Source organism: Lysobacter sp. Hz25 (assembly GCF_046097045.1).
Classification (GTDB): domain Bacteria; phylum Pseudomonadota; class Gammaproteobacteria; order Xanthomonadales; family Xanthomonadaceae; genus Lysobacter; species Lysobacter antibioticus_B.
Map to the genome: position 1 here is coordinate 5,013,943 of NZ_CP175666.1, position 25,163 is coordinate 5,039,105.

Sequence of the window (25,163 nt, forward strand, 5' to 3'; positions counted from 1 at the left end):
GGAGATTCGCCAATGCTCAGCAAATCTACGCTTCTGGCTGCCGGTCTAATCGCATTTCTTGCAAGCTTCGGAGCTTGCGCGCGCAACGTCGTATTTTTGAACAATCCGTCGCCGCAGGACGTGAAGGACGTCGGTCACTATCGGGTCAAGAGCAGCGGCCAGCCGTTCTTCTCCGATCTCGTGTTGTTCGCCGCCAACATCAACGGCAGCACGCCCAACACGCCCGTGCTGTACTACAACACGGAGATGAGCGCGATCCTGAAGGACAACATCGACGCGGTCCGGCAGTTGCAGAACAGTGGCATCAAGGTCCAGATTTCCTATCTGGGCAATCATCAGAACGCGGGCTGGTCGTGCAACATGACCGCAAAGACGGCGACCCGGCTCGGCAACGCAATGGTGGCCGACGTGGTCAAGTACGGCCTCGACGGCATCAACGTCGACGACGAATACTCCAGCTGCTCGGGCAGCGCGAGCTCGTTCTATTCGGTGCTCAAGGCGATCCGCAGCAACCCGTACTTTTCCGGCAAGACCCTGAGCAAAGCACTGTGGTCCGACTCGCAGTACTTCCGCTCGCCCAACAACGCCGCCAACCAGCTGACCGAAGGGTATGAGATGACCTACGGCGGCAGCGTCAGCTATCTGACGCCGTACGTCGGCTACGGCATGAGTAAGTCCAGCCTGTTCCTCGGCATCTCGCCGGAATTCAGCTCGGCGTCGCAGGCGCATACCATCGCCCAGAACGTCGCCAACGGCGGCTACCAGGGCGTGATGATCTGGGCGCCGAACGCCTTCCTCGACAGGACCGCAGCCGCGCAGTACTACACCGAGATCGCCAAGGCGCAGATCGGCGCCACCGAGTCGGTGGAATACGTTCCCTGATCGAAGCCGCCGCGGCGCGACATCGCGCTGAAGATTCTGGATCCCCGCCTTAGCGGGGATGACAGCCTGGAGAGTCGCGGCAGAGCCCACCTATCGTCATCCCCGCGCAGGCGGGGATCCAGGGCTTAATCCAGGGAGCTTTGCAAAGTCTCTGCACCCGCTTTCGTGCAGCGGGCGGCATCGCGGCGCGCCACCAGGCGCGCCGCGCTGCGTTTGCGACCGCTTACTTCTTCTTGACCGGCCGCTTCCAGCCTTCCACCGTCGACTGGCGCGCGCGCGCCACGGTCAGTTCTCCCGGCGGCGCCAGGCGCGTGATCACCGAGCCGGCTGCGATCGTCGCGTCCTTGCCGATCGTGACCGGCGCCACCAGCGAGGAATTGGAACCGATGAAGGCGCCGTCCTCGATCGTGGTGGTCGATTTGTTGACGCCGTCGTAGTTGCAGGTGATGGTGCCCGCGCCGACGTTGACGCCCGCGCCGATCAGCGCATCGCCGAGATAGGTCAGGTGATTGGCCTTACTGCCGACGCCCAAGGTGAGGTTCTTGGTTTCGACGAAGTTGCCGACGTGGGCGCCATCGGCGAGCACGGTGCCCGGACGCAAACGCGCATAGGGACCGATCTGCGCCGCGCCCTCCACCACCACGCCGTCGAGATCGCAATGCGCGCGCACCAGAGTGCCGGCGCCGAGCTTGACGTCCTTGAGCCGGCAGAACGGGCCGATGCGCACGCCGTCGCCGAGTTCGACCTTGCCCTCGAGAATCACGTCGACATCGATCTCGACGTCCTGGCCCACCCGGACTTCGCCGCGCAGATCGAAGCGCGAGGGATCGGCCAGGCGCGCGCCCTGCAGGCAGACCGCGCGCGCCGCGCGCCACTGGTAGGCGCGCTCGAGTTGGGCGAGCTGCCAGGCATCGTTGGCGCCTTCGACTTCGATCGGGTCGGCGACATGCACCATCTCGGCCGGGCTGTATTCGGAAGCGGCCGCGGCGAACACGTCGGTGAGGTAGTACTCGCCCTGCGCGTTGTCGTTGCCGAGGCGGTCGAGCCAGCGGCGCAGCGGCTCGCCGTCGGCGACGAGGATGCCGGTGTTGACGGTGCGGATCTCCCGCTGCTCTTCGTCGGCATCCTTGTGTTCGACGATGCGGCCGACGCGGCCTTCGGGATCGCGGACGATGCGGCCGTAGCCGGTCGGGTCGTCCAGGTCGGCGACCAATACCGAGATGCGGCCGGGCGCGGCGAGCAGACGCTGTAGGGTCTCGGGGGTGATCAGGGCGACGTCGCCGTACAGCACCAGCACTCGCGCATCCTGCGGCACGCCGGGCATCGCCTGCTGCACCGCATGACCGGTGCCGAGGCGCTGCTGCTGCTCGGCCCAATGCAGGTCGTCCTGGCCTTCGAAGGCCGCACGCACCTGTTCGCCGCCATGGCCGTAGACCACGTGGATGCCGGCCGGGCCCAGCGCCCGCGCAGTCTCGATCACGTGCGCCAGCATCGGCCGGCCGGCGATCTTCTGCAGCACCTTGGCGGTGGCCGACTTCATCCGCTTGCCCTCGCCCGCGGCGAGGATGACGATATGCAATTGATTCATCGAATCGTGAGCCATGGATTTCGGGTTCCTCGACGCGCACTCCGCGTCCGGGCCGAATCTTAGCAACTGCCTTGACGAGGATTCTGCATGCCCGCTGAGCGCGTTTCCTGGCGACCGACCGCCCTGGTCGCCCTGTTCTTCACCTTGCTCGCGGCGCTGGTCCAACGCCAGGACGCAAACTGGGACCTGCGTAACTATCATTTGTACACGCCGCTGGCCTGGCTCGACGGACGCCTGGACTACGACATCGCCGCGGCGCAGATGCAGACCTGGCACAACCCGATCGCCGACCTGCCCTTCGCCCTGTTGGTGCGGGGCGGCGCCGGCGGCTGGCTGGTCATGCTGTGGCTGGCCCTGCCGAGCTTCATCGCCCTGCTGTTCGGCCTGCGCCTGCTCGACGCGCTGATGCCGGCGCAGCGCAGCCGGCTGCGCACCTGGATGGCGGGCCTGGTCGCAATCACCGGTGCCGCGGTGTATCCCGGCACCGCGGCGACCTTCAACGACCACATCGTCGGCGCCTTCGTGCTGGCGGCCTTGTGGTGGGCGGTCGATTCGTTCCGGCGCCGCGACGCCTGGGCGACCTGGCTGCCGGTCGGCCTGCTGGCCGGCATCGCCGCCGGCCTCAAGCTCACCGCCGTGATGTACTGCCTGGGCTTCATCGCCATGGCCTTGTGCGCGGGGCCGCTGAAGCAACTGCCGGCGCGCCTGATCGCCCTGGCAATCGGCGGCTCGGTCGGCGCGGCCCTGAGCTGGGGGCCGTGGGGTTGGTACCTGTGGGAGCATCACGGCAATCCGCTGTTCCCCTATTTCAATCATTGGTTCCACTCGCCCGATGCGCTGTTCAGCGAGCGCCGCGACCTGCGCTTCCTGCCGAAGACCGCGCTCGATGCGCTGAACGTGCCGGTGCGCCTGCTGCGCAAGAGCAACGATTTCTCCGAAGCCTCGCTCGCCGATGCGCGCCTGCTGCTCGGCTTGTGCGCACTCGCGGCTTGGCTGTGGCTGCGCGGCAAGCGCGGCGCCGCAGCGGCGAGCGCATCGCCTGTCGCTGCCGAGGGTTCCGACCAACGGGAAGCCGCCGCGCCGTACTGGCCGCTGCTGGCCTTCGTCCTGGTCAGCTACTGCTTTTGGCTCGGCGTCTACAGCATCTACCGTTATCTGTATCCGCTCGAACTGTTGTTCTCGGTGCTCATCGTCGGCGTGATATCGGTCGCATTCGCGCGGCGTTGGTCGCGCACCGCGCTGGTGGTCGGCGCGCTGTTGGTCATCGCGCCGACCAAGCATCCGGGTTGGGGACGCGACCCGTTCCGCAGCCCGATGATCTCGGTCGAGTTTCCCGCGTTGCCCGTCGACAGCCTGGTCGTGACCAGCACCGAAACGCCGATCGGGCATGCGGTCGCGTTCCTGCCGCGCGGCGTACCGGCGCTGGCGATACGCAACAATTTCATGGACCCGCAGCAATGCACCCGGCTGCAGGCGCGCGTGGAAACCCGGATCGCCGGCCATGTCGGGCCGCTGTGGCTGTTGCGCCCGATCCAAGTCGACACGGTCGCGGCCGAACGCATGAGCCTGTACGGCTTGCGCGTCGATGGCGCCTGCCGGCGCGTCGCCGACAGCCTGGCCGAGATCGAACTGTGCCCGCTCGCGCGGACGCCGTTCACTCCGATCTGTAGCGCACCACCTGGTCGGTGATCAGGCGCAGGATCTCGTTCGAGCGCCGGTTGACGGTGTCGAGGATCAGCCCGGTCGCGAGCAGGATGAAGGCGGTCAGGGCCAGGGCCGCGGCGAGCACCGCGGTCGAGGGATGAGTGACCGCGCCGCTGAGGGTGTATTCGTGGACGACGAAGGCGCCGAAGCCCAGGCTCGCCAACCCCGCGATCAAGGCGGCGATGCCGAAGAACAGCAGCGGCCGCAAGTCCTTGAACAGGAAACCGATCGTGCGCAGCACGCGGAAGCCGTCGCGGAAGGTATTGAGCTTGGATTCGCTGCCTTCCGGGCGCACGCCGTAGGGCACGGTGCGTTCGCTGAGTACGAAGGCGTGGGCCATCGCGAACACCGTCATCTCGGTCTCGATCTCGAAACCGCTCGACAGCACCGGCATCGATTTGACGAAACGGCGCGAGAAAGCGCGATAGCCCGACAGCACGTCGCGTACCGGCTGCCCGAACAAACGGCCGATGCTCCAGCGCACCAGGCGATTGCCAAAGCCATGAAAGCGCCGGAACGAACCGCTGTCGTGGCTTTCCAGGCGCGTGCCGACGACCATGTCGGCGCGGCCCTCGACGATGTCCTCGATCAGCATCGCGGCATGGTCGGCCGGGTAGGTGTCGTCGCCGTCGACCATCAGATAGACGTCGGCCTCGACCTCGCGGAACATCGCCCGCACCACGTTGCCCTTGCCCTTGGCCGGCACGCGGTGGACCCGGGCGCCGGCGGCGCGCGCGATCGCCGCAGTGTCGTCGGTGCTGGCGTTGTCGAACACCCAAACCTCGGCGTCGGGCAGGACGCGACGGAAGTCGGCGACCACCTTGGCCACCGTCCGGGCTTCGTTGTAGCAGGGGATGAGTACTGCGCTGCGCAAACCGCCGCTCCCGTCGTGCCGGCTGGTGATGGGCGCGATGGTACAGGGTCGCTTGGCTAGAATGCGCGCATGACCGCCGCCCCGCCCGCTTCCGCCAAGCCCGCCCCCGCCGAGATCGTCCCCGCCCTCGCGGCCGAGGCCGGCGCATGAGCCTGACCCGCCAGGGCCGCAATTACCTGATCTTCGGCGCGCTGCAATACCTGATCGACTGGGGCGTCATGGTCGGTCTCAGCCACCTCGGCATGCCGGTCGAAGCCGCGAACCTCGTCGGCCGCGTCAGCGGCGCCCTGATCGGCTTCTGGCTCAACGGCCGTTTCACCTTCGCCAGCGAAGACACCCGGGTCGGCCGGCGCCAGTTCGGGCGTTTCGTCATGCTCTGGATCGGCACCACCCTCGTCAGCACCTGGGCGGTCAGCACGGTGGACAGCTACGCCGGCCTGCAATGGACTTGGCTCGCCAAGCCGGTCATCGAAGTGTTTCTCGGCGGCGTCGGCTTCCTGGTCTCTCGCCACTGGGTGTATCGCCGTTGAGAGGCCGCCGTTGAGAGGCCGGCGCTGAGAGGCCGCCGCCGAAGAGCCGCCGCTGACGGACCGGCGTTGAGAGGCCTCGGCTGAGTTCAACGGCGCCGCAGCGACGGCGGCGAACCGCGCCTGTCTGCTACCGTCATCCCCGCGCAGGCGGGGGTCCAGGGCTCCATCGCAGCACAGTTCTGAAGTCTTTGGATTCCCGCCTTCGCGGGAATGACGGTAGGTGCTAGCGCCACATCTCTATCCCCTCGTCATCCCCGCGCAGGCGGGGGTCCAGGGCTCCATCGCAGCACAGTTCTGAAGTCTTTGGATTCCCGCCTTCGCGGGAATGACGGTAGGTGCTAGCGCCACATCTCTATCCCCTCGTCATCCCCGCGCAGGCGGGGGTCCAGGGCTCCATCGCAGCACAGTTCTGAAGTCTTTGGATTCCCGCCTTCGCGGGAATGACGGTAGGTGCTAGCGCCACATCTCTATCCCCTCGTCATCCCCGCGAAAGCGGGGATCCAGGGCTTCACCCAGACATGACTCTGAAGTCTCTGGATGTTCGGCTCCGAAGTAGAGTCGCCTTCGGGACGACGGTCCGAAAGTACCCAAGCACATCGCCGCGACTCGATCCCGAAACGAAAAACGCCGGCGCAAGGCCGGCGTTTTCGTTGCAGCGATGATCTGCTGCGCGTCGCGAAGCAAGACTCAGTGCTTGATGTTCTTGCGCAGACGCTCCAGCGCCTGCAGCTGCGCCATCGCCTCGGCGAGCTTGGACTGCGCTTCGGCGACGTCCATCTGCGGGCCGCGGTTGGCGAGCATGCGCTCGGCTTCTTCCTTGGCGGCGCGCACGGCGGCTTCGTCGATGTCCTGTGCGCGGATCGCGGTGTCGGCCAGCACGGTGACGACCTGCGGCTGCACTTCCAGGATGCCGCCGGAGACGGCGAAATCCAGTTGCTCGCCGCTCGGCAGGGTCACCACGACCTTGCCCGGCTTCAGGCGCGTAATCAGCGGCGCGTGGCGCGGTGCGATACCGAGTTCGCCGATCTCGCCGGTGGCGACGAGCAGCGTCGCCTCGCCGTGGAAGATTTCTTCCTCGGCGCTGACGATGTCGCAACGGAACGTAGTGGCCATAGTCTTTCTCGCTTCGCTCGATGGGATTCGATATTCGGGATTCGGGATTGGCAAAACCTGGCCAACCGCCTCGTACCGCCTTACGAATCCCTAATCTCTAATCCCTAATCCCGAGACGCCCGGAGGGCGTCTCAGCCCACGCCCATCTTCTTGGCCTTCTCGACCGCTTCCTCGATGCCGCCGACCATGTAGAACGCCTGCTCCGGCAGGTGGTCGTACTCGCCTTCGACGATGCCCTTGAAGCCGCGGATCGTGTCCTTCAGCGACACGTACTTGCCGGGCGCGCCGGTGAACACTTCGGCGACGTGGAAGGGCTGCGAGAAGAAACGCTCGATCTTGCGCGCGCGCGACACGGCCTGCTTGTCTTCTTCCGACAGCTCGTCCATGCCGAGGATCGCGATGATGTCCTTGAGCTCCTTGTACTTCTGCAAGGTGGCCTGGACGCGACGCGCGGTGTCGTAGTGCTCGGCGCCGATCACGTTCGGGTCGAGCTGACGCGAGGTCGAGTCGAGCGGGTCGACCGCCGGGTAGATACCCAGGGACGCGATGTTACGACTCAACACGACGGTGGCGTCGAGGTGGGCGAAGGTGGTGGCCGGCGACGGGTCGGTCAGGTCGTCCGCGGGCACGTACACGGCCTGGATCGAGGTGATCGAACCGGTCTTGGTCGAGGTGATGCGCTCCTGCAGGACACCCATTTCCTCGGCCAGGGTCGGCTGGTAACCCACCGCCGACGGCATACGGCCGAGCAGCGCCGACACTTCGGTACCGGCCAGCGTGTAGCGATAGATGTTGTCGACGAAGAACAGCACGTCGCGGCCCTTGCCGTTCTCGTCCTTTTCGTCGCGGAAGTATTCGGCCATGGTCAGGCCGGTCAGGGCGACGCGCAGACGGTTGCCCGGCGGCTCGTTCATCTGGCCGTACACCATCGCGACCTTCGAGTCCTTCAGGCTCTCGAGCTGGATGACGCCGGCTTCGGCCATCTCGTGGTAGAAGTCGTTGCCTTCGCGGGTACGCTCGCCGACGCCTGCGAACACCGACAGACCCGAGTGCTCGGTGGCGATGTTGTTGATCAGCTCGAGCATGTTGACCGTCTTGCCCACGCCGGCGCCGCCGAACAGGCCGACCTTGCCGCCCTTGGCGAACGGGCACATCAGGTCGATGACCTTGATGCCGGTTTCCAGCAGCTCGTTGCCCGAGGACTGGTCGGCGTAATCGGGAGCCGCGCGGTGGATTTCCCAATGCTCGGTGGCTTCGACCGGACCGGCTTCGTCGATCGGCTCGCCGAGCACGTTCATGATGCGGCCCAGGGTGCCCACGCCGACCGGCACCGAAACGCCCTTGCCGGTGTTGATGGCGATCAGGTTGCGCTTGAGGCCGTCGGTGGAACCGAGCGCGATCGCGCGCACGATGCCGTCGCCGAGCTGCTGCTGCACTTCGAGCGTGATGGCGGTGTTCTCGACCTTCAGCGCGTCGTACACGCGCGGCACCGACTCGCGTGCGAACTCGACGTCGACGACCGCACCGATGATCTGAACGATCTTGCCCTGGCTGCTGCTCATCTTTGATTCCTCAGTAACTTTCAAATGCTGCTCGTGGTCGCTGGCCTAGGCCGCGCCCACCGGATGGTTTAGACCGCCGCGGCGCCGCCGACGATTTCGGAGATTTCCTGGGTGATCGCCGCCTGACGGGCCTTGTTGTAGACCAGGTTCAGGGTGCCGATCAGCTTGCTGGCGTTGTCGCTCGCCGACTTCATCGCGACCATGCGCGCGGCATGTTCGGAAGCCACGTTCTCCAGCACGGCCTGGTACACCAGCGACTCGATGTAGCGCGTCAGCACGTGATCGAGCACGGTCTGCGCATCGGGTTCGTAGATGTAGTCCCAGTCGTGCTTGGCGACCTGCGTTTCCGGCGCCGGCAGCGGCAGCAGCTGATCGAACGCCGCGCGCTGGGTCATCGTGTTGACGAAGTCGTTGTAGCTCAGGAACACGCGATCGATGTTGCCGGCGCTGTAGGCGTCGAGCATGACCTTGATCACGCCGACCAGCTGCTCCAGGTGCGGCTTGTCGCCCAGGTGGGTGACCGAAGCGAGCATATTGACCTTGATGCGGCGGAAGAACACCGAGGCCTTCTGGCCGATGGTGACCACGTCGACCTCGACGCCCTGCTCCTGCCACTTGCGGATTTCGCCGAGCAGCTTGCGGAACAGGTTGTTGTTGAGGCCGCCGGCCAGGCCGCGGTCGGACGACACGATCACGTAGCCGACGCGCTTGGGATCCTTGCGCTCGACCATGTACGGATGCTTGTAATCGGTGTTGGCCTGGGCCAGGTGACCGATCACTTGCTTGATCACGCGCGCGTACGGGCGCGAGGTCTTCATCCGATCCTGCGCCTTGCGGATCTTGGAAGCCGAGACCATTTCGAGCGCGCGCGTCACCTTGCGGGTGTTCTGCACGCTCTTGATCTTGGTTTTGATTTCTCTGCCGCCGGCCATTGCTCGCTCCGCTCGTGGGATTGGGGATTCGGGATTCGGGATTCGCTGAAACGGGGATCGGGACCGGCTGCGCCGAATCCCGAATCCCTAACCGCGAATCCCGGCCTTACTCACCAGGTCCCGGTCCGCTTGAACTCTTCGATGCCCTTCTTGAAGGCGCCTTCGATTTCGTCGTTCCAGTCGCCGCTGTCGTTGATCTTCTTGACCAGCTCGCCTGCGGTGTTGGTGAAGTGCGCGTGCAGCGCCTCTTCGAACGCACCGATCTTGGTCACCGGCACGTCGTCCATGTGGCCCTTGTCGACCGCGTAGATCGACAGCGACTGCAGGGCGATCGACATCGGCGCGTACTGCTTCTGCTTCATCAGCTCGGTGACGCGCTGACCGCGCTCGAGCTGCTTGCGGGTGGCTTCGTCGAGGTCGGAAGCGAACTGCGCGAACGCAGCCAGCTCGCGGTACTGGGCCAGGGCGATACGGATGCCGCCGGACAGCTTCTTGACGATCTTGGTCTGGGCCGCGCCGCCGACGCGCGACACCGAGATACCGGCGTTCACGGCCGGGCGGATGCCGGCGTTGAACAGGTCGGTTTCCAGGAAGATCTGGCCGTCGGTGATCGAGATCACGTTGGTCGGAACGAACGCCGAAACGTCGCCGGCCTGGGTTTCGATGATCGGCAGCGCGGTCAGCGAACCGGTCTTGCCCTTCACTTCGCCGTTGGTGAACTTCTCGACGTAGTCGGTCGACACGCGCGCGGCGCGCTCGAGCAGGCGGCTGTGCAGGTAGAACACGTCGCCCGGGTAGGCTTCGCGGCCCGGCGGGCGCTTGAGCAGCAGCGAGATCTGGCGGTAGGCGACGGCCTGCTTGGACAGATCGTCGTACACGATCAGCGCGTCTTCGCCGCGGTCGAGGAAGTACTCGCCCATGGTGCAGCCCGAGTAGGCGCTGATGTACTGCATCGCGGCCGATTCGGACGCGGTCGCGGCGACCACGATGGTGTGGGCGAGCGCGCCGTTCTCTTCGAGCTTGCGCACGACGTTGGCGACCGAGCTGGCCTTCTGGCCGATCGCGACGTACACGCACTTAATGCCGGTGCCCTTCTGGTTGATGATCGCGTCGATCGCCAGGGCGGTCTTGCCGGTCTGGCGGTCGCCGATGATCAGCTCGCGCTGGCCGCGGCCGATCGGGATCATCGCGTCGACGGTCTTGTAACCGGTCTGCACCGGCTGGTCGACCGACTTGCGCCAGATCACGCCCGGGGCCACGCGCTCCACCGGAGCGGTCATGGTCGCGGCGATCGGGCCCTTGCCGTCGATCGGCTCGCCGAGGGCGTTGACCACGCGGCCGAGCAGTTCGCGGCCGACCGGCACTTCCAGGATGCGTGCGGTGGTCTTGGCGATGTCGCCTTCGCGCAGGTGTTCGTAATCGCCCAGCACCACGGCGCCGACCGAGTCGCGCTCCAGGTTCAACGCCAGGGCGAAGGTGTTGTTCGGCAGTTCGATCATTTCGCCCTGCATCACGTCGGCCAGGCCGTGGATGCGCACGATGCCGTCGGACACCGAGGTGACCGTGCCTTCATTGCGCGCTTCGGCGGCCAGCTTGACCTTCTCGATGCGGGTCTTGATCAGTTCGCTGATTTCGGACGGGTTGAGCTGGGTGCTTGCCATTGTCGTTTCCTTGGTCCTGCATCGCGATGGGGCGACGCGCGGGTGCTTTCTTTTGGTTCGGGAGTCGGGAATGGGGAATCGGGAATCGGAAGAGCTACTGCTTCGACGATTCCCTATTTCCTATTCTCTATTCCCGGCTTAACCGGCCAGCGCCGTCTGCAGGCGCGCGAGCTTGCCCTTGAGCGAGCCATCGATCACCACGTCGCCGGCATCGATCACCGCGCCGCCGATCAGCGATGCGTCGACGGCCGTCTCGACTTCGACCTTGCGGCCGAAGCGCTTCACCAGCGCGGCCGTGATCGATTCGAGTTCGGCCGCGGGCAGATCGCTGGCGGAGGTGACCTTGGCCTTGACCACGCGGTCGGCTTCGGCGCGCAGTTCCTCGAACTGACCGGAGATCTCCGGCAGCAGCGCCAGACGGCGGTTGTCGGCCAGCAGCGCGAGAAAGCGCTGGAAGGCTTCGTCCGCGCCGTCGATCGCGACCAGGCCGACCGCGTCGGCGAGGGTCAGCTGCGGATGACCGAGCAGCCCCTGCACCTGCGGATCGCCGGCGACGCGCGCCGCGAAGGCGAGCGCCTGGGACCATTCGGCGGAGCGGCCGGCGTCGTTCGCTGCCGCAAAAGCGGCGCGGGCGTACGGACGTGCGAGGGTAAGGTTCTGGCTCATCGCGTTGGGCTATCCGATCAGATTTCTGCGGCCAGCTCGTCGAGCAGCGCCTTGTGGGCGTTGGCGTCGATTTCGCGCTTGAGCAGCTTTTCGGCGCCGGTCACGGCCAGCGTGGACACCTGCTTGCGCAGATCCTCGCGAGCGCGATCGGTGGCCGCGGCGATTTCGGCGTCGGCCAGCGCTTTCAGGCGCGTGCCTTCGACGACGGCGTCGGTCTTGGCCTGGTCGATGATCTGATTGGCGCGCTGATGCGCCTGATCGATGATCTCGTTGGCCTTGGTACGGGCTTCACGCAGCGCCGCGTCGACGCTTTCCTGCGCCTGCGCAAGGTCTTTCTGGCTGCGTTCGGCAGCCGCAAGACCTTCGGCGATTTTCTTCTGGCGCTCTTCGATCGCTGCGTTCAGCGGCGGCCAAATGAACTTCATCGTGAACCATACGAGGATCGCGAAGGAGAGCATCTGACCGAAGAAAGTCATGTTGGGATTCATGACGGGTCCTCGACGTTGCTTACGTTGGGCCGGCTAGCGCCGGCCCGGGTTGCCGAATCGTGCCCCGGTCGGGGCACGGTTCTGCCTGATCAGCCAGCGGCGCCAGCGAGCTTGACGGCTTCGATCAGCGGGTTGGCGAACGCGAAGAACAGGGCAACGGCGAGGCCGATGATGAACGCGGCGTCGATCAGGCCGGCCAGCAGGAACATGCGGCCCTGCAGCATCGGGACCAGCTCCGGCTGACGCGCGGCGGATTCGAGGAACTTCGAACCCATGATCGCGATGCCCAGGCAAGCGCCGAGCGCGCCGAGGCCGATGATGATGCCGATCGCGATGGCGGTCAGACCCTGAACGTTGGCGATGAACTCCATGGTGCTTCTCCTGGTAGAGGTAGTGCTAAACGGTGAAGGGAAAACGAATGAGGGGTGGTGCGCGTCGAGCGATGGATCAATGACTTTCGCGGGCGCCGGCGATGTAGACGACCGTGAGGATCATGAAAATGAAGGCCTGCAACAGGATGATCAGGATGTGGAAGATCGCCCAGGCCGCGTTGGCGATCACGCCAGGCACGAACGTGTAGATGCTTCCCATCAGACCGGCGATGAGCATGAACACCAGCTCGCCGCCGTACATGTTGCCGAACAGTCGCATCGCGAGCGAAACCGGCTTGACCAGCCACTCGATGATGTTCATGACCAGGTTGACCGGCACCAGCACGAGCTTCATCGGGCCGTGCGCATGGAACGGCGCGGTGACCAGTTCCTTGCCGAAGCCGCCGACGCCCTTGGCCGAAACCGCGTGGCCGATCAGGATGAAGAACACCGAGGCCGAGATCGCGAACGTGGTATTGAGATCGGCGGTCGGGACGGCGCGGAAATAGGTGTGGTGCGCCGCTTCCGGACCGGCGGTGACGTGGACCAGCCAGCCGAACAGGTCGAGCGGCAGCAGATCCATCGTGTTCATGAACACGACCCACATGAAGATGGTCAGCGCCAGCGGGGTCACCGAACGGCGGTCGCCGTGGAAGGTGTCCTTCACCTGGCCGTCGATGAACTCGAGAATGATCTCGACGAAAGCCTGGCCCTTGCTCGGGACGCCCGCGGTGGCCTTGCGTGCCGCCAGACCGAACCACAGGATGAAGAGCAGGCCGAGCACCAAAGCGACGATCCACGAGTCGAAATTGAACTTCGACAACGCTTCACTGCCAAAGACCTCACTGGTGTTGTGGGTCAAATGGTGCTTGATGTATTCGTTCAGGCCGCCCGAACCGGTCTGTTCACTCACGAAAGACACCTTATCGTTTCAAAAGATTGGCCAGTACGAACGCCAGCGTCGCCGCCAACAGCCCCACCAGCATTGGAAGCGGAGGTAGACGCCACCAGGCCATTCCGAGCCCGAGCACCGCCAGTACCACCACCCATTTGAATATGACTCCGGCCAACAACCGACCCACTACCATCCCGGCCGGTTGCACGCCTCCCCCCAATGCCATCCTGGCGGCCACTAGGCTGCCAGCGACCGTCGCGCCGCCGCCGACCGCCGCCGCCAATGCGTGTGACGCACCGAAGGGGTAGAAGGCCAGCGCAGCCAGCGCCATCGCGCCGAATTGCCAGGCAATCGCGCGCGACGCCAACCGGCGACCTGCGGACAAAGGATCGTGCACGCGGGACTCGTCGGTATGGGGTTGGCGCAAAGCGCCCGGTAGAGCCGCAAAAGTATAGAACGCGGGCGCAGTTGCGGCAACCGGCGTCGGTCATACCTGTGCGCAGCGCCCGGTAGTACACGGTATCTATGGCGGCGGCGGAGGACTTCATGGCCGCGACTATGGCCCGCACTGCGCGGCCGTTGAATTACCCGGCAGGTAAAGCGCGCGCCGCGGGCGGCCGCATCGATAGCCGGGATCTATCGTATCGAGCATAAAGGTCGATTTGATTTCCGAAGGCAAAGGCGTATTGTTGAGAACAATTCTCATTTAGACCATCCCCATGAGCAAGACCCTCAGCTTTGCCTGCGTGCATTTCTCGGTCGCGTTCCTCGTCGGCTACCTGATGACCGGCAGCGTCTGGGTCGGCGGCGCGCTGGCCCTGGTCGAACCGGCCTGCAACACGGTGGCCTTCCACTTCCACGAAAAGATCTGGAAGCGGATCGAACGCCGCCGCGCCGCGGCCTCGCCGGGCGCGCTGGCGACTTGATCGAAATCTTTGACGAAGTTCGGAACCTTTCGCGAAAGCACCGGTCAGTATCTGTGAACGCCCGCCGCCTCTCTCTCCTCGTCAATGGCAAAGCAGCGGCGGGCTCCCCCGAAGCCCCGGCATGACCCGCCGGGGCTTCGCCTTTTTGCGGCAAGGGTCACCGTTCGGGGCATTGCGACTTTGCCGCAACGGTCGGCACCGCTTTTTTTCACCGTCACTGCACTTCCCGCGCGGCATTCATGTACGGGCCAGTACATAAAACCGTACTGCGCTTCCCCCGCAACGGAGTGATCCTGTGAACCCGAAAATTTTGCCACTGACGCTCGCGTTGGCCGCGACGAGCGCTTTGTTCGCGCAATCCGCGCATGCCGAAGACGATCGCTTCACCGTACGTTTGGGCGCCATGTCGGTCGAAGGCAGCGGCGAACTCAGCGCCGGCACCACTTACCGCGGCGAACCCTACCGATTCAGCCAGGACTTCGATTTCGGCAGCCGCGAAACCGTGCCGCGCATCGAAGGCGTGTTCCGCTTCAGCGAGCGCAACCGCCTGCTGTTCAACTACTTCGGCTACGACAAGAGCAAACGCGCGACGCTCAACGAGGCGATTTCCTACGACGACACGACCATCCCGGCCGGCAGTTTCGCCGAGGCCAAGGCCAAGTTCGAACTGGCCAGCGTGATGTACGACTACGCCGTGGTCGAAACCGAAACGGTGAGCTGGGGCCTGCAGATCGGCGTGGAGTACGCCAAGCTCGAAGGCAAGCTGCGCGCCGAGGCCGGCGCCGACAACTACCGCACCAGTTCCAGCGAAGACGGCTATGCGCCGGTGGTCGGCACGCGCCTGACCCTGTCGCCGAACGACAAGTGGCGCTTCGTCGTCCAGGGCCAGTACCTCGACGCCGACTGGGGCGATTTCGGCGATTACGAAGGCGACATCAGCCGCGCCAACGCCCTGGTCGAATACCGCTTCACCCCGGCGATCGGCGCCTTCGTCGGCTACGACTGGTTCAAGATCGACGCCCGGCGCGCAGGCAACGACGGCGTGATCGGCCTGGATCAGCGCTTCAAGGGACCGATGGCGGGCGTGACGCTGTCGTTCTGAGGCAGCGTACGACCTTCATACCCTGCCTGGTCATCGCACCCTAAGGCTGGCCGCAACGTGTTGCGCCAGCCTTGGGTGGCGGTGGCGGCGGCGGAACTCCGAGCCAGTTGTCGCGTTCGCCGATCGGACGCGCCTCGGCCAGGTATCGGCGTATCGCGAGGACCTGCGCATCGCGGGTTCCCCCCTCGGCGCCCAAATCGCGTGCCCCACCGCAGTAATGCAGAAATGCAGCGCGTTCCCGGTCATGGGCATAAACGAGATACTCGTGACCGATCGCAATATCGATTCCGCAGAAGCTGATAGGAGAGATCAGGCTCTCTATGGACGTGGAATCGCCTTTCAAAGACTCGACCACGACGAAACGCGCACGCACGACGTTTCCGTCGGATTCCCCGGACGGGTCAGAAATCGTTTCGGCCGCGGTTACCCGTACCACCGCGACGACCCGTGCGCGCGCAACCTGGCCCTGCAATCCGTCTCGTGGCCACCCACAAGAACAAGCCAGGACCAGTCCGGGCATCGCGGCGATCAGGGCCAGCAATGCCCGGCGCAGGATCACTTCTTCTTCGGGATATACAAATCAGTGATGGTGCCGTCGAACACCTCGGCGGCCATGCCGACCGATTCGCTCAGGGTCGGGTGCGGGTGGATGGTGTGGCCGATGTCGGCGACTTCGCAGCCCATCTCGATCGCCAGGCCGATCTCGGCGATTAGGTCGCCGGCGTGCACGCCGACGATGCCGCCGCCGACGATGCGGTGGGTGGCTTCGTCGAAGATCAACTTGGTGAAGCCCTCGGTGCGGCCGATGCCGATCGCGCGGCCGCTGGCGGCCCACGGGAACTTGCCGATGCCGACCTTGAGGCCCTTGGCCTTGGCCTCGCTCTCGGTGACGCCGACCCAGGCGATTTCCGGATCGGTGTAGGCCACCGACGGAATCACCCGCGCCACCCACTCTTTCTTCTCGCCGGCGGCCACTTCGGCGGCGAGCTTGCCTTCGTGGGTGGCCTTGTGGGCGAGCATCGGGTTACCGACCAGATCGCCGATGGCGAAGATGTGCGGCACGTTGGTGCGCATCTGCCGGTCGGCCGGAATGAAGCCGCGTTCGGTGACGCTGACGCCGGCCTGGTCGGCGCCGATCTTGCCGCCGTTCGGCGCGCGGCCCACCGCGACCAGCACACGGTCGTAGACGGTCGCTTCGAGCGTGGCGGCCTTGCCGGCTTCGGCGCTTTCGAACGACACCTTGATGCCTTCCTTCAGCGCCTCGGTGGCCGCGGCCTTGGTCTTCAGATGCACCGTCACGCCCTGCTTCTTCAGGCGGTCGGCGAGCGGCTTGACCAGGTCGGGATCGGCGCCCGGCATCAACTGGTCCATGAACTCGACCACGGTGACTTCGCTGCCGAGCGCACGGTACACCGTGGCCATTTCCAGGCCGATGATGCCGCCGCCGACGACCAGCAGTTTCTGCGGAATCTCGGCCAGTTCCAGCGCGTCGGTGGAATCCATGACGCGCTTGTCGTCCCACGGGAAATTGCCGAGCTTCACCGCCTGCGAACCGGCCGCGATGATGCATTGCTCGAAGCGGATCAACTGGGTGCCGCCCTCGCCCGCCACTTCCAGCTCGTTGGGCGAGACGAAGCGGCCGGTACCGGAGACCACGCGCACTTTGCGCTGCTTGGCCATGCCGGCCAGGCCCTTGGTCAACTGGCCGACCACTTTTTCCTTGTACTTGCGCAGCGCGTCCAGGTCGATGCTCGGCTTGCCGAAGCTGACGCCGTAGTCGCTGGCGTGTTCGGCCTCGTCGATGACCGCGGCCGCATGCAGCAGCGCCTTGGACGGAATGCAGCCGACGTTGAGGCAGACGCCGCCGAGGCTGGCGTAGCGCTCGACCAGCACCGTGTCGAGGCCGAGGTCGGCGGCGCGGAACGCGGCGGTGTAGCCGCCGGGGCCGGAGCCGAGCACGAGCATGCGGCATTCGACGTCGGCCTTGCGGCCGCTCGCCGCGGCCGCGCTCGGTGCGGGTGCGCTGCTTGCCGTTGCCGTTGCTGCCGCAGCGGGAGCCGCAGCGGCAGCGGGCTTCGGCGCTTCGGCCGGCGCCGCTGCGCTGTTGTCCGCGGCCGGCTTCGGCGCCTCGCCTGCGCCTTGCGCTTCGAGGATCGCGATCACCGCGCCCTCGGAGACCTTGTCGCCGATCTTGACGCTGATCGACTTGACCACGCCGTCGGCCGACGAGGGCACTTCCATCGTCGCCTTGTCCGATTCCAGCGTGACCAGGCCCTGGTCTTTCTTCACCGTATCGCCGACGGCGACCAGCAATTCGATCACCGGCACGTCGTCGTAGCCGCCGATGTCGGGAACCTTCACTTCGATGTTGTTGGCCATGACGCTGCGTCCTTTGTTCTGTCTCGGGCCGACGGCGCGCTCGAAGCGTCCGTCGTGGGGGCGGCCATCGCAGCGCGACGGCCTGGCATGGGGCGGCGCGTACGCCGGATCAGCTCGCCGGCGTCGATGCGGCTTCGGCCAGACGCTTGTCCAATTCGTCCAGCGATTCTTCCAGCGCGCGCCAGCGGCGTTCGCGCTTGGACTCGCTTTCGTTCGCCGCCTCGGTCATCAGGCCGACCTGTTCCATGATCGATTCGCCCGGCCCGCAATCGGGGCGCACGCCGCTGATGCGCAGGCCGTCGACGACGAAGATCAACTGGTCCTGCTCGTGGAACTCGGCGGCCTTGCCTTCCGGCGCCAGCGTCGACAGCGCGCGCTTCCAGCTCGCGACCAGGCGCTGGGCCAGAGCGGCCGGCATCGGCGCCTCTTCGTTCTCGACTTCCTGGTCCACCCGCAGTTCCAGCGCCGAGCTGCGGCGCGAGGAGCTCCAGGCCGCGACACGCTCGCTGGCGGTGGCATGGCGCAGGGTCCAGTCGCTCTCGCCCGGAATCAGCATCAGGCCGCTCTCGACGCCGCGCGCCGGCAGATAGGTCAGGCGCAGGCCCGGCTCGGCCTTGGCCGCGAGCAATTGCTCGACCGCCGAGCCGTGGTTTTCGGTGGCCGGCGGCCAACCGCGGCCCAGGGACACTTGGCAGCCATCGGCGGCGTGAGCCAACGGAGCGGCCAGCAGCAAGGCGATCAGGCCGATGCGGCCAAGACGGCGTGGAGCGGAGACGTTCGGTATGCGGCTCATTACGGCGGGCAATCCTATGGAGAACAGCAGGCGTCGGGGCGTGGAGCTTGCGAGCTCGGCGCGGTCGCAGCGAGGCGTCCCGGTCGCGGACCGGAGCGCATCGCGGCGGCATCGCCGGCATCGGGCGAAGTCGGCAGGGCGGCCTGGCACGGTAGCCTGCTCCGCGCCGCCGCCGATGACGGCAGCGACGCGATGCGCACTACGGAACCTAAGCGGGAAGCCATCGCCGACGCGTGCCGCGCTTACAACAGCACGCGGCGCAGATCGGCCAGCAGCTGCGCCAGGTAGGCGGTGAAGCGCGCGGCGGCGGCGCCGTCGATGACGCGGTGGTCGTAGGACAGCGACAGCGGCAGGAGCAGGCGCGGCACGAACTGCTTGCCGTCCCAGACCGGCTTGGTCGCCGACTTCGACACGCCGAGGATCGCGACTTCCGGCGCGTTGACGATCGGCGTGAACGAGGTGCCGCCGATGCCGCCGAGCGAGCTGATCGAGAAGCAACCGCCGCTCATGTCGGCCGGGCCGAGCTTGCCGTCGCGCGCCTTGGCGGCGAGTTCGCCGGTTTCCTTGGCGATCTGCAGCACGCCCTTCTTGTCGCAGTCGCGCACCACCGGAACCACCAGGCCGTTCGGGGTGTCGGCGGCGAAGCCGATGTGGAAATACTTCTTGAGGGTCAGGTTTTCGCCGGAGGCATCGAGCGAGGCGTTGAAATCGGGGTACTTCTTCAACGCGGCCACGCTGGCCTTCATCAGGAAGGCGAGCATGGTCAGCTTCATGCCCGACTTCTCGTTTTCCTTGTTCAGCGCGACACGCAGCGCTTCGAGCTCGGTGATGTCGGCATCGTCGTGCTGGGTGACGTGCGGGATCATCGCCCAGTTGCGCGCGAGGTTGGCGCCGGAGAGCTTCTTGATGCGCGACAGCGCGACCGTCTCGGTCTCGCCGAACTTGCTGAAGTCGACCTTCGGCCACGGCAGCAGGTTGAGGCCGCCGCCGTTCGAGGCCGGCGCGCCGCCGGTCGCGGCGACCGCGCCGCCGCCCTGCATGACGCCCTTGACGAAGGACTGCACGTCTTCCTTGCTGATGCGGCCGCCGCGTGCGCTGCCGCTGACTCGACCCAGGTCGACGCCGAGCTCGCGTGCGAACAGACGCACCGCCGGGCTCGCATACGGCACCTTGTCGGGCATGAGTTCGTCGGCGGTGAACGCCACCGGCGGGGTGCGCGGCGGCATCGCTTCGGGATCGGTGCCGGCGTTGGCGCCGGGGATCGCTGCAGGGGCTGCGGCGGGCGCGGCCGGGGCCTCGACCTTCGCTGCGGCGGGAGCTTCGGCTTTGGCGGGAGCGGGTGCCGGAGCTGCGGGCGCGGCGGGTTTTGCCGGCTCTTGCGGCGAAGCAGGCGCTGCTTTGGCTTCCCCTTCGGTTGGTTCGATCAGCGCGACCACGCTGCCTTCGGCCAACTGGTCGCCGATCTTGACCTTGAGCTCGCGCACCACGCCGGCGAACGGCGCCGGCACTTCCATCGTGGCCTTGTCCGATTCCAGCGTCACCAGTCCCTGGTCCTGGGTGACCGTGTCGCCGACCGCGACCAGCAGTTCGATGACGGGTACGCCGTCGTAGTCGCCGATGTCGGGGACGCGTGCTTCCTTCAGCTCAGCCATTTCGTGGGGCTCCGCAATGCGCGAAAACCCTATTGTGGCGGTTGCAGGCGGTCACGCCAACCGCGTTGCCGGCCAATACCCACTAAAGGCCTAAGCGGCACCGGAACGCACACCGGCGGCGCCAGCGTACGCCCCAGTACTGCCGTGCGCCGGTCACGGCTTGGCGGATTTGCCCGACTTGGCCGGCGCCGACTCGACCTGCAGCAGGTCCAGCGGCTGGCCCTGGTAGCGGTATTCCAGTGCGTTCTCGAGTACGTCGAGTGCGCGCATCTGCCGGCACAGGCCTTCGGCGCGGCGTCCGAGCGCATCGGCGCGCGGCTGCACCGCGGCTTCGATCCTGGCATCCAGGTCGTCGAGCTTCTGCAGGCGAGCGACATCGCCGCTGAAGGCCGCGGTGACCGCGCCGCCGACGACCTCGCCGATCACCGTCGGCAGGGTGTCGCCGAGCGCATCGCCGATGCCGTCGCCGAGCGCCTTGCCGCTGAAGTGGGTCGGGGTGATCACGCGGCTCAGACGGGCGTCGAGCTGCTGGCGCGCCTTCTCGACATGGGCGCGGGTGCGCTCGGGATGATTGCCCAGCGCCGCGGCGACCTCGCCGAGCGCGGTGAAGGCGATGCCCGCGGCTTCCCGGCCGATCAGCTGCGCTTCCGGCATGGCCGCGCGGGTGCCGCGTTCGAACTCGGCCAGGCGGCGCGCATCGGCGGCGTCGAGCGCGACCCAGCGGTCGTCGACGAACAAGCGGCCCTGGCGCATCACGATGGCCTTCGGCTCGCCGCTCTCGCGGGTCAGGATCAGGCTGCGCTCGTTGAGGCTCAGGAAATAACCGCTGTCGATCTCGCAGCTGGCGTCGACATGGATGTTGGAGGCGAAGCTCGAACCGCAGGCCAGCGTCAGTGCGGCCAGGGCGGTCAATCGAAACGTGTGGGACGGGCGCATCGTCGGGTCCTCGACGGTGGAGTGCGTTCAGGATGCCGCAGCGCCGCCGCGCCGGCCCGTGCCGATGGGCGGCGTGACCTTCGTCATGGCCGTTGGCCTTGCCGGCTGTGGCGGTTGGGTCGACGGACGGGTCGCCTGCTCTGCGCCGATCCAGGCCGATCCAGGCCGATCGCCGCGCAAATGCGCCGATACGGGTGTGCATTGCGTTCCCGGCATGGAACGCACCGGTTCGCCGATCGCCCATGCAGGGAAGCAGGCGTGGCAGGTCGATGCGGCGACTCTGCGCAATCCGATCGCTCGACACCGCGTCGACAAAGAACGCGCCAGCGCGGCGCGACATCGTTCATCGGTCGCGGCGAATACGCGAAACCCTTGCGCCGCGTGCGATCCGCGACGAATCCCTGCGCATGGACAACGCTCGCAAGCGATGATTTTTCGCGTGCATGCGTTACGAGATGAACGCAGGTTCATGCAAGTCGCGCACGGTTCATTTTGTTCATTTTTCCCTTGAAAACACGTGTCTAACACGATGCGCGCGTGAAAGTTCCTTCACCCGCGTTCGCGCGGCAAGTTCGGTTCATGCGTGCATGGCTATCTTGCGCCTCGCCTCCCCCAAGGCATCGACACAACACAACAACAGGAGATATCTCCATGATGCGCTTTCGTCATTTGACCCTTGCCCTGATGGGCGCCATGGCCTTTGCCCCGGCCGCCTTCGCTCAGGATTCCGCCACCACCGACACCGCGAGCGGCAAGCGCTTCGCCATCGTCGGCGGTTACGCGCTCAGCCAGCCGACCAAGAACCCGCTGATCGGCGGCGTACGCACCGATCTCGACGGTGAAGGCGCGGCCACGCTCAGCGCCAGCTACTACATCAACGACAACATCGCCATCGAGGCGTGGGGCGCAGCCGACAAGTTCGGTCATCGCGTCAACGCCGGCGGCGGCAAGATCGGCAGCGTCGATTCGCAGCCGATCGCGCTGAGCGGCCAGTACCACTTCCGCACCGCCGACAGCATCGTGCGTCCGTTCGTGGGCCTGGGCTACTACGAAGCCAACTACAGCAACGAGACCCCGATCGCCGGCCAGCGTCTGGGCGTGGAGACCGCCAAGGGCGCGATGGCGACCGCCGGTGTCGACCTCAACATCAACCCGACCTGGTTCGCCCGCGCCGACGTGCGCTACATGCAGGGCAAGTCGGACGTGAAGCTCAACGGCCTCAACGTCGGCGAAGCCGAGCTGAACCCGGTGACCCTCGGTATCGGTGTCGGCGCGCGCTTCTGATCGCCTGATCGCATCGTTTTACGCAACACCCAACGGGCTCCTTCGGGAGCCCGTTGTCGTTTCGACCGCTGTCGTTGAGTGCGTTATCGCCGCCGGCGCTCAGGCCAACGCTCAGGCCAACGCTCAGCCGAATGCGCGCGGATCGGCCACGCGGATCAGGTAGAACGCGGCCCCGCTCGGATCGCTCAAGCGCGCGATGCGGTCGGCGCCGGCGTCGAACGGCGCCAGCAGGATGCGGCCGCCGAGCGCCACCGCGCGCGCGGCGCAGGCATCGACATCGTGCACCTGCAGATAGATCGACCAATGCGGCGCCATGTCGCCCCACTCCGGTCCCATCTGCATCAGGCCGCCGAGCCTGCGCCGATCGTCGGAAAACACCCGGTAGCCGCTCGCCGCGGCCGGCTGCGCCTGCATGCGCCAACCGAACAGGCGGCGGTAATAGGCTTCGGCGCGGTCGAGGTCGCGCGTCGCCAGTTCGGCCCAGCACACGGCGTTGTCGACGCCGAGGCGGTCGACACCGGGATGCGCGCGCTGCTGGGCGAGCAGGAAGGCGACGCCTTCCGGATCGCTGCACACCGCCATGCGCACATGCTCCATGAGCTCGAACGGGGCGGCGATCAAACGCCCGCCCAGCGCGACGGCGCGTTTGGCGACGCTGTCGCAGTCGGCGGCGCGGAAATACACGCCCCAATGCGGCACGCTGCTGCCGTCCGGCCCCGGCCAGGCGCCCGGCACCAGGCTGTAAGCGCCGGCGACGTCGTGGCCGTCGAGCTTGAAGATCGTGTACGGACTGCTGTCCGGCATCGGGGTGCGTTCGGTGGTCCAACCGAACAAAGCACAATAGAAAGCCTCGGCCGCGACCTGGTCGTCGGTCGCCAACTCGAACCAACACGGCGCTCCCGGCGCGTGGACGAGCGAGGTCATCGTGGCTCTCCCCCTGACTACCCCTCGACACTACGCCGTGGCGAAGAAATCGTCATGGCGCGCTGCGGCGAAAGCGCCGCGCTGCGGTGCCTTGGGTGAGACAGCAGGAGTTTCGGTGAGCCTCGGCCAGAACCGCACCGCGCTCAGGGATGTTCGGCCTCGACGTGGACGCGTTCGCGGCGCAGCAAATACAGCCCGCTGGCGACGATGATGGCGGCGCCGATCCAGGTCGTCGAATCGGGCAACACGCCCCACAAGCTGAGGTCGAGCAATACGCCCCAGATCAAGGCCGTGTACTCCAGCGGCGCGATCAGCGAGGCCTCGCCGAGGCGGAAGGCTTCGGTGACCGCGTATTGCCCGATCGAACCGGCGACGCCGAGGCCGGCGATCAGCCATAGGTCTTCGCCGCGGATCGGCGCCCAGGCCGGCAGGGCCAGGGCGCCGGCGCCGAGGGTCAACATCACCATCAGCCAGACCATCATCGCCTGAGTGCTGTCGGTGCGCGACAGCAGGCGCACGGTGATCGCGCTGACCGCATAGCCCAACGCCGCGGCCAGCACCGCCAGCGCGGCCAGGCTCAGCATGCCCTCGCCGCTCGGCCGCAGCAGCACCAGCACGCCGATCAGGCCGATGCCGATCGCGACCCAGCGCCGCGGCCCGACCCGTTCGCCGAGGATCGGCCCGGACAGCGCGGTGATCAGCAAGGGCGCGATGAAGAAGATCGAATACGTCGTCGACAGCGGCAACCGATGCACGCCGTAGACGAAGGTCGCCATCATGCCGATGCCGAGCACGCCGCGCAGCAGGTGCAGCGACCAGCGCACCCGCAGCAAGGGCTTCAGCCCGCCGCTGGCCAAGGCCCAGGTCAGCACGAACGGCAGCGAAGACGCACCGCGCAAGGCGGCGACCTGGAAGGGTTGGTAGTGCGCAGACAGCAGCTTCAGCAGCGCGTCCATGATCGAGAACATCACCACCGCGACCAGCATGGTCGCCATCGCGCGACGGCGATGCGGATGCGCCGCACTCATGACGAGCGCGGGCCGGCGCAAGCGGCGCGCTCGGCGCAGGGCGTGAAGCGGTGGCGTGACGAGAAGGACATGTCGGCCGATCGAAGCGGGACCGTCTATCTTGCCCGCCGCGCCTGCGCGCGTCATCCGGCCGAAGGCGGACGCGATGGAGACCGCGACGATGCCGACCGGGCCGGCGTCGACAAAGCCGGCGTCAACAAAGCCGGCGTCAACAAAGCCGGCCGGGGCAGAGCAGGATCAGCCGCGCCGGCGCAGCCGGCGCCCGAGCCCCACGCTGTAGGCCTGGTAGTAGCCGAGCAGCAGGCCGCCGACCGCGAGCAGGCTGCCTTGCCGCGGCAACCAACTGGCATGGTCGCTCCAGCCATGCGCGGCCTGCCACAGGCCGAACACGATCCGCGCCGCGACCACCAGGGTCAGGCCCAGGATCAGCCAGCGGTTCGGCGTGTAGTACAGGCCCTGGGCCTCGTACTCGAAGCGGGTCAGGTAGACGCCGAGCACACCGAGCAACAGGCCCCCGCCCCAGCCGAGCGCGGCATACAACGGCGCATCGGCGATCCAGTAACCGACCAGCCAGGCGCTGACGAAGAAGATCAGCAGCGACAGCAGCGACAAGGCCGCCGCCAGCCGCACCGCCCACGGCAGGGCCCGGCGCCGGGCCTTGCCGTAGCGATAGCGCTGGATCAGCCCGAGCGGCAACAGCACCGCCCACAGCATCAGCAGGAGCAGCAAGGCCAGCGGAATCAGCAGCAACAGGGGCATGGCCGCAGCTTAGCGGTAGGCCCTGCCGACGTCGCGCGAAGACGCCGACGCGGCGCTGAAGCCGGGGTGCGGTCCGTGGGGTCTCCGCCCTTGCCCGTCATCCCGGCGCAGGCG

General features: G+C 66.5%; 26 protein-coding genes. 7 read left to right on the top strand and 19 right to left on the bottom strand.

Annotated features, from left to right (window positions below; translation table 11 throughout):
• Window positions 1–96 precede the first annotated feature (96 nt).
• The gene (locus ACKN61_RS20620) at window positions 97–882 is read left to right on the top strand and encodes a hypothetical protein (RefSeq protein ID WP_408951020.1); all 786 of its coding nucleotides are present in this window, start codon (window positions 97–99) and stop codon (window positions 880–882) included.
• Window positions 883–1,105: 223 nt separating this feature from the next.
• Here the strand turns inward: ACKN61_RS20620 and glmU are convergent, their stop codons facing one another.
• Complete coding sequence (glmU, locus tag ACKN61_RS20625) at window positions 1,106–2,485, bottom strand: bifunctional UDP-N-acetylglucosamine diphosphorylase/glucosamine-1-phosphate N-acetyltransferase GlmU (RefSeq protein ID WP_408951021.1); 1,380 nt, start codon at window positions 2,483–2,485, stop codon at window positions 1,106–1,108.
• A gap of 72 nt (window positions 2,486–2,557) precedes the next feature.
• Here glmU and ACKN61_RS20630 point away from each other — a divergent pair, with 72 nt between their 5' ends.
• A complete protein-coding gene (locus ACKN61_RS20630) occupies window positions 2,558–4,159 on the top strand; it encodes a hypothetical protein (RefSeq protein ID WP_408951022.1) in 1,602 nt (533 codons plus the stop codon).
• On the opposite strand, the gene ACKN61_RS20635 is transcribed toward ACKN61_RS20630, so the two are convergent.
• Complete coding sequence (locus ACKN61_RS20635) at window positions 4,125–5,048, bottom strand: glycosyltransferase (RefSeq protein WP_408951023.1); 924 nt, start codon at window positions 5,046–5,048, stop codon at window positions 4,125–4,127. The genes ACKN61_RS20630 and ACKN61_RS20635 overlap by 35 nt on opposite strands.
• 146 nt (window positions 5,049–5,194) lie before the next feature.
• On the opposite strand from ACKN61_RS20635, the gene ACKN61_RS20640 reads away from it, so the two are divergent.
• Window positions 5,195–5,578 carry a GtrA family protein gene (locus ACKN61_RS20640; protein WP_408951024.1) on the top strand — a complete coding sequence of 128 codons (384 nt, stop codon included), beginning with the start codon at window positions 5,195–5,197 and terminating at the stop codon, window positions 5,576–5,578.
• A gap of 687 nt (window positions 5,579–6,265) precedes the next feature.
• On the opposite strand, the gene ACKN61_RS20645 is transcribed toward ACKN61_RS20640, so the two are convergent.
• The 9 genes from ACKN61_RS20645 to ACKN61_RS20685 all read right to left on the bottom strand — a co-directional run bounded on the left by ACKN61_RS20645 (window position 6,266) and on the right by ACKN61_RS20685 (window position 13,663).
• A complete protein-coding gene (locus ACKN61_RS20645) occupies window positions 6,266–6,691 on the bottom strand; it encodes a F0F1 ATP synthase subunit epsilon (protein WP_408951025.1) in 426 nt (141 codons plus the stop codon).
• Between the two features lie 131 nt (window positions 6,692–6,822).
• The gene (gene atpD / locus ACKN61_RS20650; protein WP_031371123.1) at window positions 6,823–8,253 is read right to left on the bottom strand and encodes a F0F1 ATP synthase subunit beta; all 1,431 of its coding nucleotides are present in this window, start codon (window positions 8,251–8,253) and stop codon (window positions 6,823–6,825) included.
• Between the two features lie 68 nt (window positions 8,254–8,321).
• The gene (atpG, locus tag ACKN61_RS20655) at window positions 8,322–9,185 is read right to left on the bottom strand and encodes a F0F1 ATP synthase subunit gamma (RefSeq protein ID WP_031371122.1); all 864 of its coding nucleotides are present in this window, start codon (window positions 9,183–9,185) and stop codon (window positions 8,322–8,324) included.
• A 110-nt stretch (window positions 9,186–9,295) separates the two neighbouring features.
• The gene (gene atpA, locus ACKN61_RS20660) at window positions 9,296–10,846 is read right to left on the bottom strand and encodes a F0F1 ATP synthase subunit alpha (RefSeq protein WP_031371121.1); all 1,551 of its coding nucleotides are present in this window, start codon (window positions 10,844–10,846) and stop codon (window positions 9,296–9,298) included.
• A 138-nt stretch (window positions 10,847–10,984) separates the two neighbouring features.
• On the bottom strand, window positions 10,985–11,512 hold the full coding sequence (locus ACKN61_RS20665) for a F0F1 ATP synthase subunit delta (protein ID WP_031371120.1): 528 nt from the start codon (window positions 11,510–11,512) through the stop codon (window positions 10,985–10,987).
• A 17-nt stretch (window positions 11,513–11,529) separates the two neighbouring features.
• Window positions 11,530–12,000: a F0F1 ATP synthase subunit B gene (locus tag ACKN61_RS20670; RefSeq protein ID WP_057919212.1), complete on the bottom strand. Its 471-nt coding sequence runs from the start codon at window positions 11,998–12,000 to the stop codon at window positions 11,530–11,532.
• 89 nt (window positions 12,001–12,089) lie between these two features.
• A complete protein-coding gene (atpE, locus tag ACKN61_RS20675; RefSeq protein ID WP_031371118.1) occupies window positions 12,090–12,371 on the bottom strand; it encodes a F0F1 ATP synthase subunit C in 282 nt (93 codons plus the stop codon).
• A gap of 76 nt (window positions 12,372–12,447) precedes the next feature.
• Window positions 12,448–13,284 carry a F0F1 ATP synthase subunit A gene (gene atpB, locus ACKN61_RS20680; RefSeq protein WP_057920209.1) on the bottom strand — a complete coding sequence of 279 codons (837 nt, stop codon included), beginning with the start codon at window positions 13,282–13,284 and terminating at the stop codon, window positions 12,448–12,450.
• 10 nt (window positions 13,285–13,294) lie between these two features.
• Window positions 13,295–13,663, bottom strand: coding sequence for a hypothetical protein (locus ACKN61_RS20685; RefSeq protein ID WP_031371116.1), 369 nt, complete (start codon window positions 13,661–13,663; stop codon window positions 13,295–13,297).
• Between the two features lie 322 nt (window positions 13,664–13,985).
• On the opposite strand from ACKN61_RS20685, the gene ACKN61_RS20690 reads away from it, so the two are divergent.
• Together ACKN61_RS20690 and ACKN61_RS20695 are read left to right on the top strand one after the other, a co-directional pair.
• Window positions 13,986–14,192: a DUF2061 domain-containing protein gene (locus tag ACKN61_RS20690; RefSeq protein ID WP_031371115.1), complete on the top strand. Its 207-nt coding sequence runs from the start codon at window positions 13,986–13,988 to the stop codon at window positions 14,190–14,192.
• 295 nt (window positions 14,193–14,487) lie between these two features.
• Window positions 14,488–15,294: a hypothetical protein gene (locus tag ACKN61_RS20695; RefSeq protein ID WP_408951026.1), complete on the top strand. Its 807-nt coding sequence runs from the start codon at window positions 14,488–14,490 to the stop codon at window positions 15,292–15,294.
• A 40-nt stretch (window positions 15,295–15,334) separates the two neighbouring features.
• Here ACKN61_RS20695 and ACKN61_RS20700 read toward each other — a convergent pair whose 3' ends face one another.
• From ACKN61_RS20700 to ACKN61_RS20720, 5 genes are all read right to left on the bottom strand, one after another.
• Window positions 15,335–15,853 (bottom strand): hypothetical protein, encoded by a 519-nt coding sequence (locus tag ACKN61_RS20700; protein ID WP_408951027.1) that lies wholly within the window; start codon window positions 15,851–15,853, stop codon window positions 15,335–15,337.
• Window positions 15,850–17,673: a dihydrolipoyl dehydrogenase gene (gene lpdA / locus ACKN61_RS20705; RefSeq protein ID WP_408951028.1), complete on the bottom strand. Its 1,824-nt coding sequence runs from the start codon at window positions 17,671–17,673 to the stop codon at window positions 15,850–15,852. Before lpdA ends, ACKN61_RS20700 begins: the two co-directional genes overlap by 4 nt.
• Window positions 17,674–17,782: 109 nt before the next feature.
• Window positions 17,783–18,466: a hypothetical protein gene (locus ACKN61_RS20710; RefSeq protein ID WP_408951029.1), complete on the bottom strand. Its 684-nt coding sequence runs from the start codon at window positions 18,464–18,466 to the stop codon at window positions 17,783–17,785.
• 242 nt (window positions 18,467–18,708) lie between these two features.
• Window positions 18,709–20,118, bottom strand: coding sequence for a dihydrolipoyllysine-residue acetyltransferase (gene aceF / locus ACKN61_RS20715; protein ID WP_408951030.1), 1,410 nt, complete (start codon window positions 20,116–20,118; stop codon window positions 18,709–18,711).
• A 153-nt stretch (window positions 20,119–20,271) separates the two neighbouring features.
• A complete protein-coding gene (locus ACKN61_RS20720; protein WP_408951031.1) occupies window positions 20,272–21,054 on the bottom strand; it encodes a DUF2884 family protein in 783 nt (260 codons plus the stop codon).
• A 73-nt stretch (window positions 21,055–21,127) separates the two neighbouring features.
• Between ACKN61_RS20720 and ACKN61_RS20725 the strand changes: the two genes are divergently transcribed.
• Together ACKN61_RS20725 and ACKN61_RS20730 are read left to right on the top strand one after the other, a co-directional pair.
• Window positions 21,128–21,565 carry a hypothetical protein gene (locus tag ACKN61_RS20725; protein ID WP_408951032.1) on the top strand — a complete coding sequence of 146 codons (438 nt, stop codon included), beginning with the start codon at window positions 21,128–21,130 and terminating at the stop codon, window positions 21,563–21,565.
• A 140-nt stretch (window positions 21,566–21,705) separates the two neighbouring features.
• Complete coding sequence (locus ACKN61_RS20730; RefSeq protein ID WP_408951033.1) at window positions 21,706–22,338, top strand: OmpW/AlkL family protein; 633 nt, start codon at window positions 21,706–21,708, stop codon at window positions 22,336–22,338.
• A gap of 123 nt (window positions 22,339–22,461) precedes the next feature.
• Here ACKN61_RS20730 and ACKN61_RS20735 read toward each other — a convergent pair whose 3' ends face one another.
• The 3 genes from ACKN61_RS20735 to ACKN61_RS20745 all read right to left on the bottom strand — a co-directional run bounded on the left by ACKN61_RS20735 (window position 22,462) and on the right by ACKN61_RS20745 (window position 25,049).
• Window positions 22,462–23,262, bottom strand: coding sequence for a VOC family protein (locus ACKN61_RS20735; RefSeq protein WP_408951034.1), 801 nt, complete (start codon window positions 23,260–23,262; stop codon window positions 22,462–22,464).
• 143 nt (window positions 23,263–23,405) lie between these two features.
• Window positions 23,406–24,290, bottom strand: coding sequence for a DMT family transporter (locus tag ACKN61_RS20740; protein WP_408951035.1), 885 nt, complete (start codon window positions 24,288–24,290; stop codon window positions 23,406–23,408).
• Window positions 24,291–24,527: 237 nt separating this feature from the next.
• Window positions 24,528–25,049 carry a DUF1453 domain-containing protein gene (locus ACKN61_RS20745; protein WP_408951036.1) on the bottom strand — a complete coding sequence of 174 codons (522 nt, stop codon included), beginning with the start codon at window positions 25,047–25,049 and terminating at the stop codon, window positions 24,528–24,530.
• Between the last annotated feature and the right edge of the window lie 114 nt (window positions 25,050–25,163).

Bases quoted from the DNA above. Each gene is read 5' to 3' on its own strand.
- glmU (WP_408951021.1), bottom strand. From the start codon at position 2,485: ATGGCTCACGATTCGATGAATCAATTGCATATCGTCATCCTCGCCGCG.
- ACKN61_RS20630 (WP_408951022.1), top strand. From the start codon at position 2,558: ATGCCCGCTGAGCGCGTTTCCTGGCGACCGACCGCCCTGGTCGCCCTG.
- ACKN61_RS20640 (WP_408951024.1), top strand. From the start codon at position 5,195: ATGAGCCTGACCCGCCAGGGCCGCAATTACCTGATCTTCGGCGCGCTG.
- ACKN61_RS20645 (WP_408951025.1), bottom strand. From the start codon at position 6,691: ATGGCCACTACGTTCCGTTGCGACATCGTCAGCGCCGAGGAAGAAATC.
- atpD (WP_031371123.1), bottom strand. From the start codon at position 8,253: ATGAGCAGCAGCCAGGGCAAGATCGTTCAGATCATCGGTGCGGTCGTC.
- atpG (WP_031371122.1), bottom strand. From the start codon at position 9,185: ATGGCCGGCGGCAGAGAAATCAAAACCAAGATCAAGAGCGTGCAGAAC.
- atpA (WP_031371121.1), bottom strand. From the start codon at position 10,846: ATGGCAAGCACCCAGCTCAACCCGTCCGAAATCAGCGAACTGATCAAG.
- ACKN61_RS20665 (WP_031371120.1), bottom strand. From the start codon at position 11,512: ATGAGCCAGAACCTTACCCTCGCACGTCCGTACGCCCGCGCCGCTTTT.
- ACKN61_RS20670 (WP_057919212.1), bottom strand. From the start codon at position 12,000: ATGAATCCCAACATGACTTTCTTCGGTCAGATGCTCTCCTTCGCGATC.
- atpE (WP_031371118.1), bottom strand. From the start codon at position 12,371: ATGGAGTTCATCGCCAACGTTCAGGGTCTGACCGCCATCGCGATCGGC.
- ACKN61_RS20690 (WP_031371115.1), top strand. From the start codon at position 13,986: ATGAGCAAGACCCTCAGCTTTGCCTGCGTGCATTTCTCGGTCGCGTTC.
- lpdA (WP_408951028.1), bottom strand. From the start codon at position 17,673: ATGGCCAACAACATCGAAGTGAAGGTTCCCGACATCGGCGGCTACGAC.
- ACKN61_RS20710 (WP_408951029.1), bottom strand. From the start codon at position 18,466: ATGAGCCGCATACCGAACGTCTCCGCTCCACGCCGTCTTGGCCGCATC.
- aceF (WP_408951030.1), bottom strand. From the start codon at position 20,118: ATGGCTGAGCTGAAGGAAGCACGCGTCCCCGACATCGGCGACTACGAC.
- ACKN61_RS20720 (WP_408951031.1), bottom strand. From the start codon at position 21,054: ATGCGCCCGTCCCACACGTTTCGATTGACCGCCCTGGCCGCACTGACG.
- ACKN61_RS20730 (WP_408951033.1), top strand. From the start codon at position 21,706: ATGATGCGCTTTCGTCATTTGACCCTTGCCCTGATGGGCGCCATGGCC.
- ACKN61_RS20735 (WP_408951034.1), bottom strand. From the start codon at position 23,262: ATGACCTCGCTCGTCCACGCGCCGGGAGCGCCGTGTTGGTTCGAGTTG.
- ACKN61_RS20740 (WP_408951035.1), bottom strand. From the start codon at position 24,290: ATGAGTGCGGCGCATCCGCATCGCCGTCGCGCGATGGCGACCATGCTG.
- ACKN61_RS20745 (WP_408951036.1), bottom strand. From the start codon at position 25,049: ATGCCCCTGTTGCTGCTGATTCCGCTGGCCTTGCTGCTCCTGCTGATG.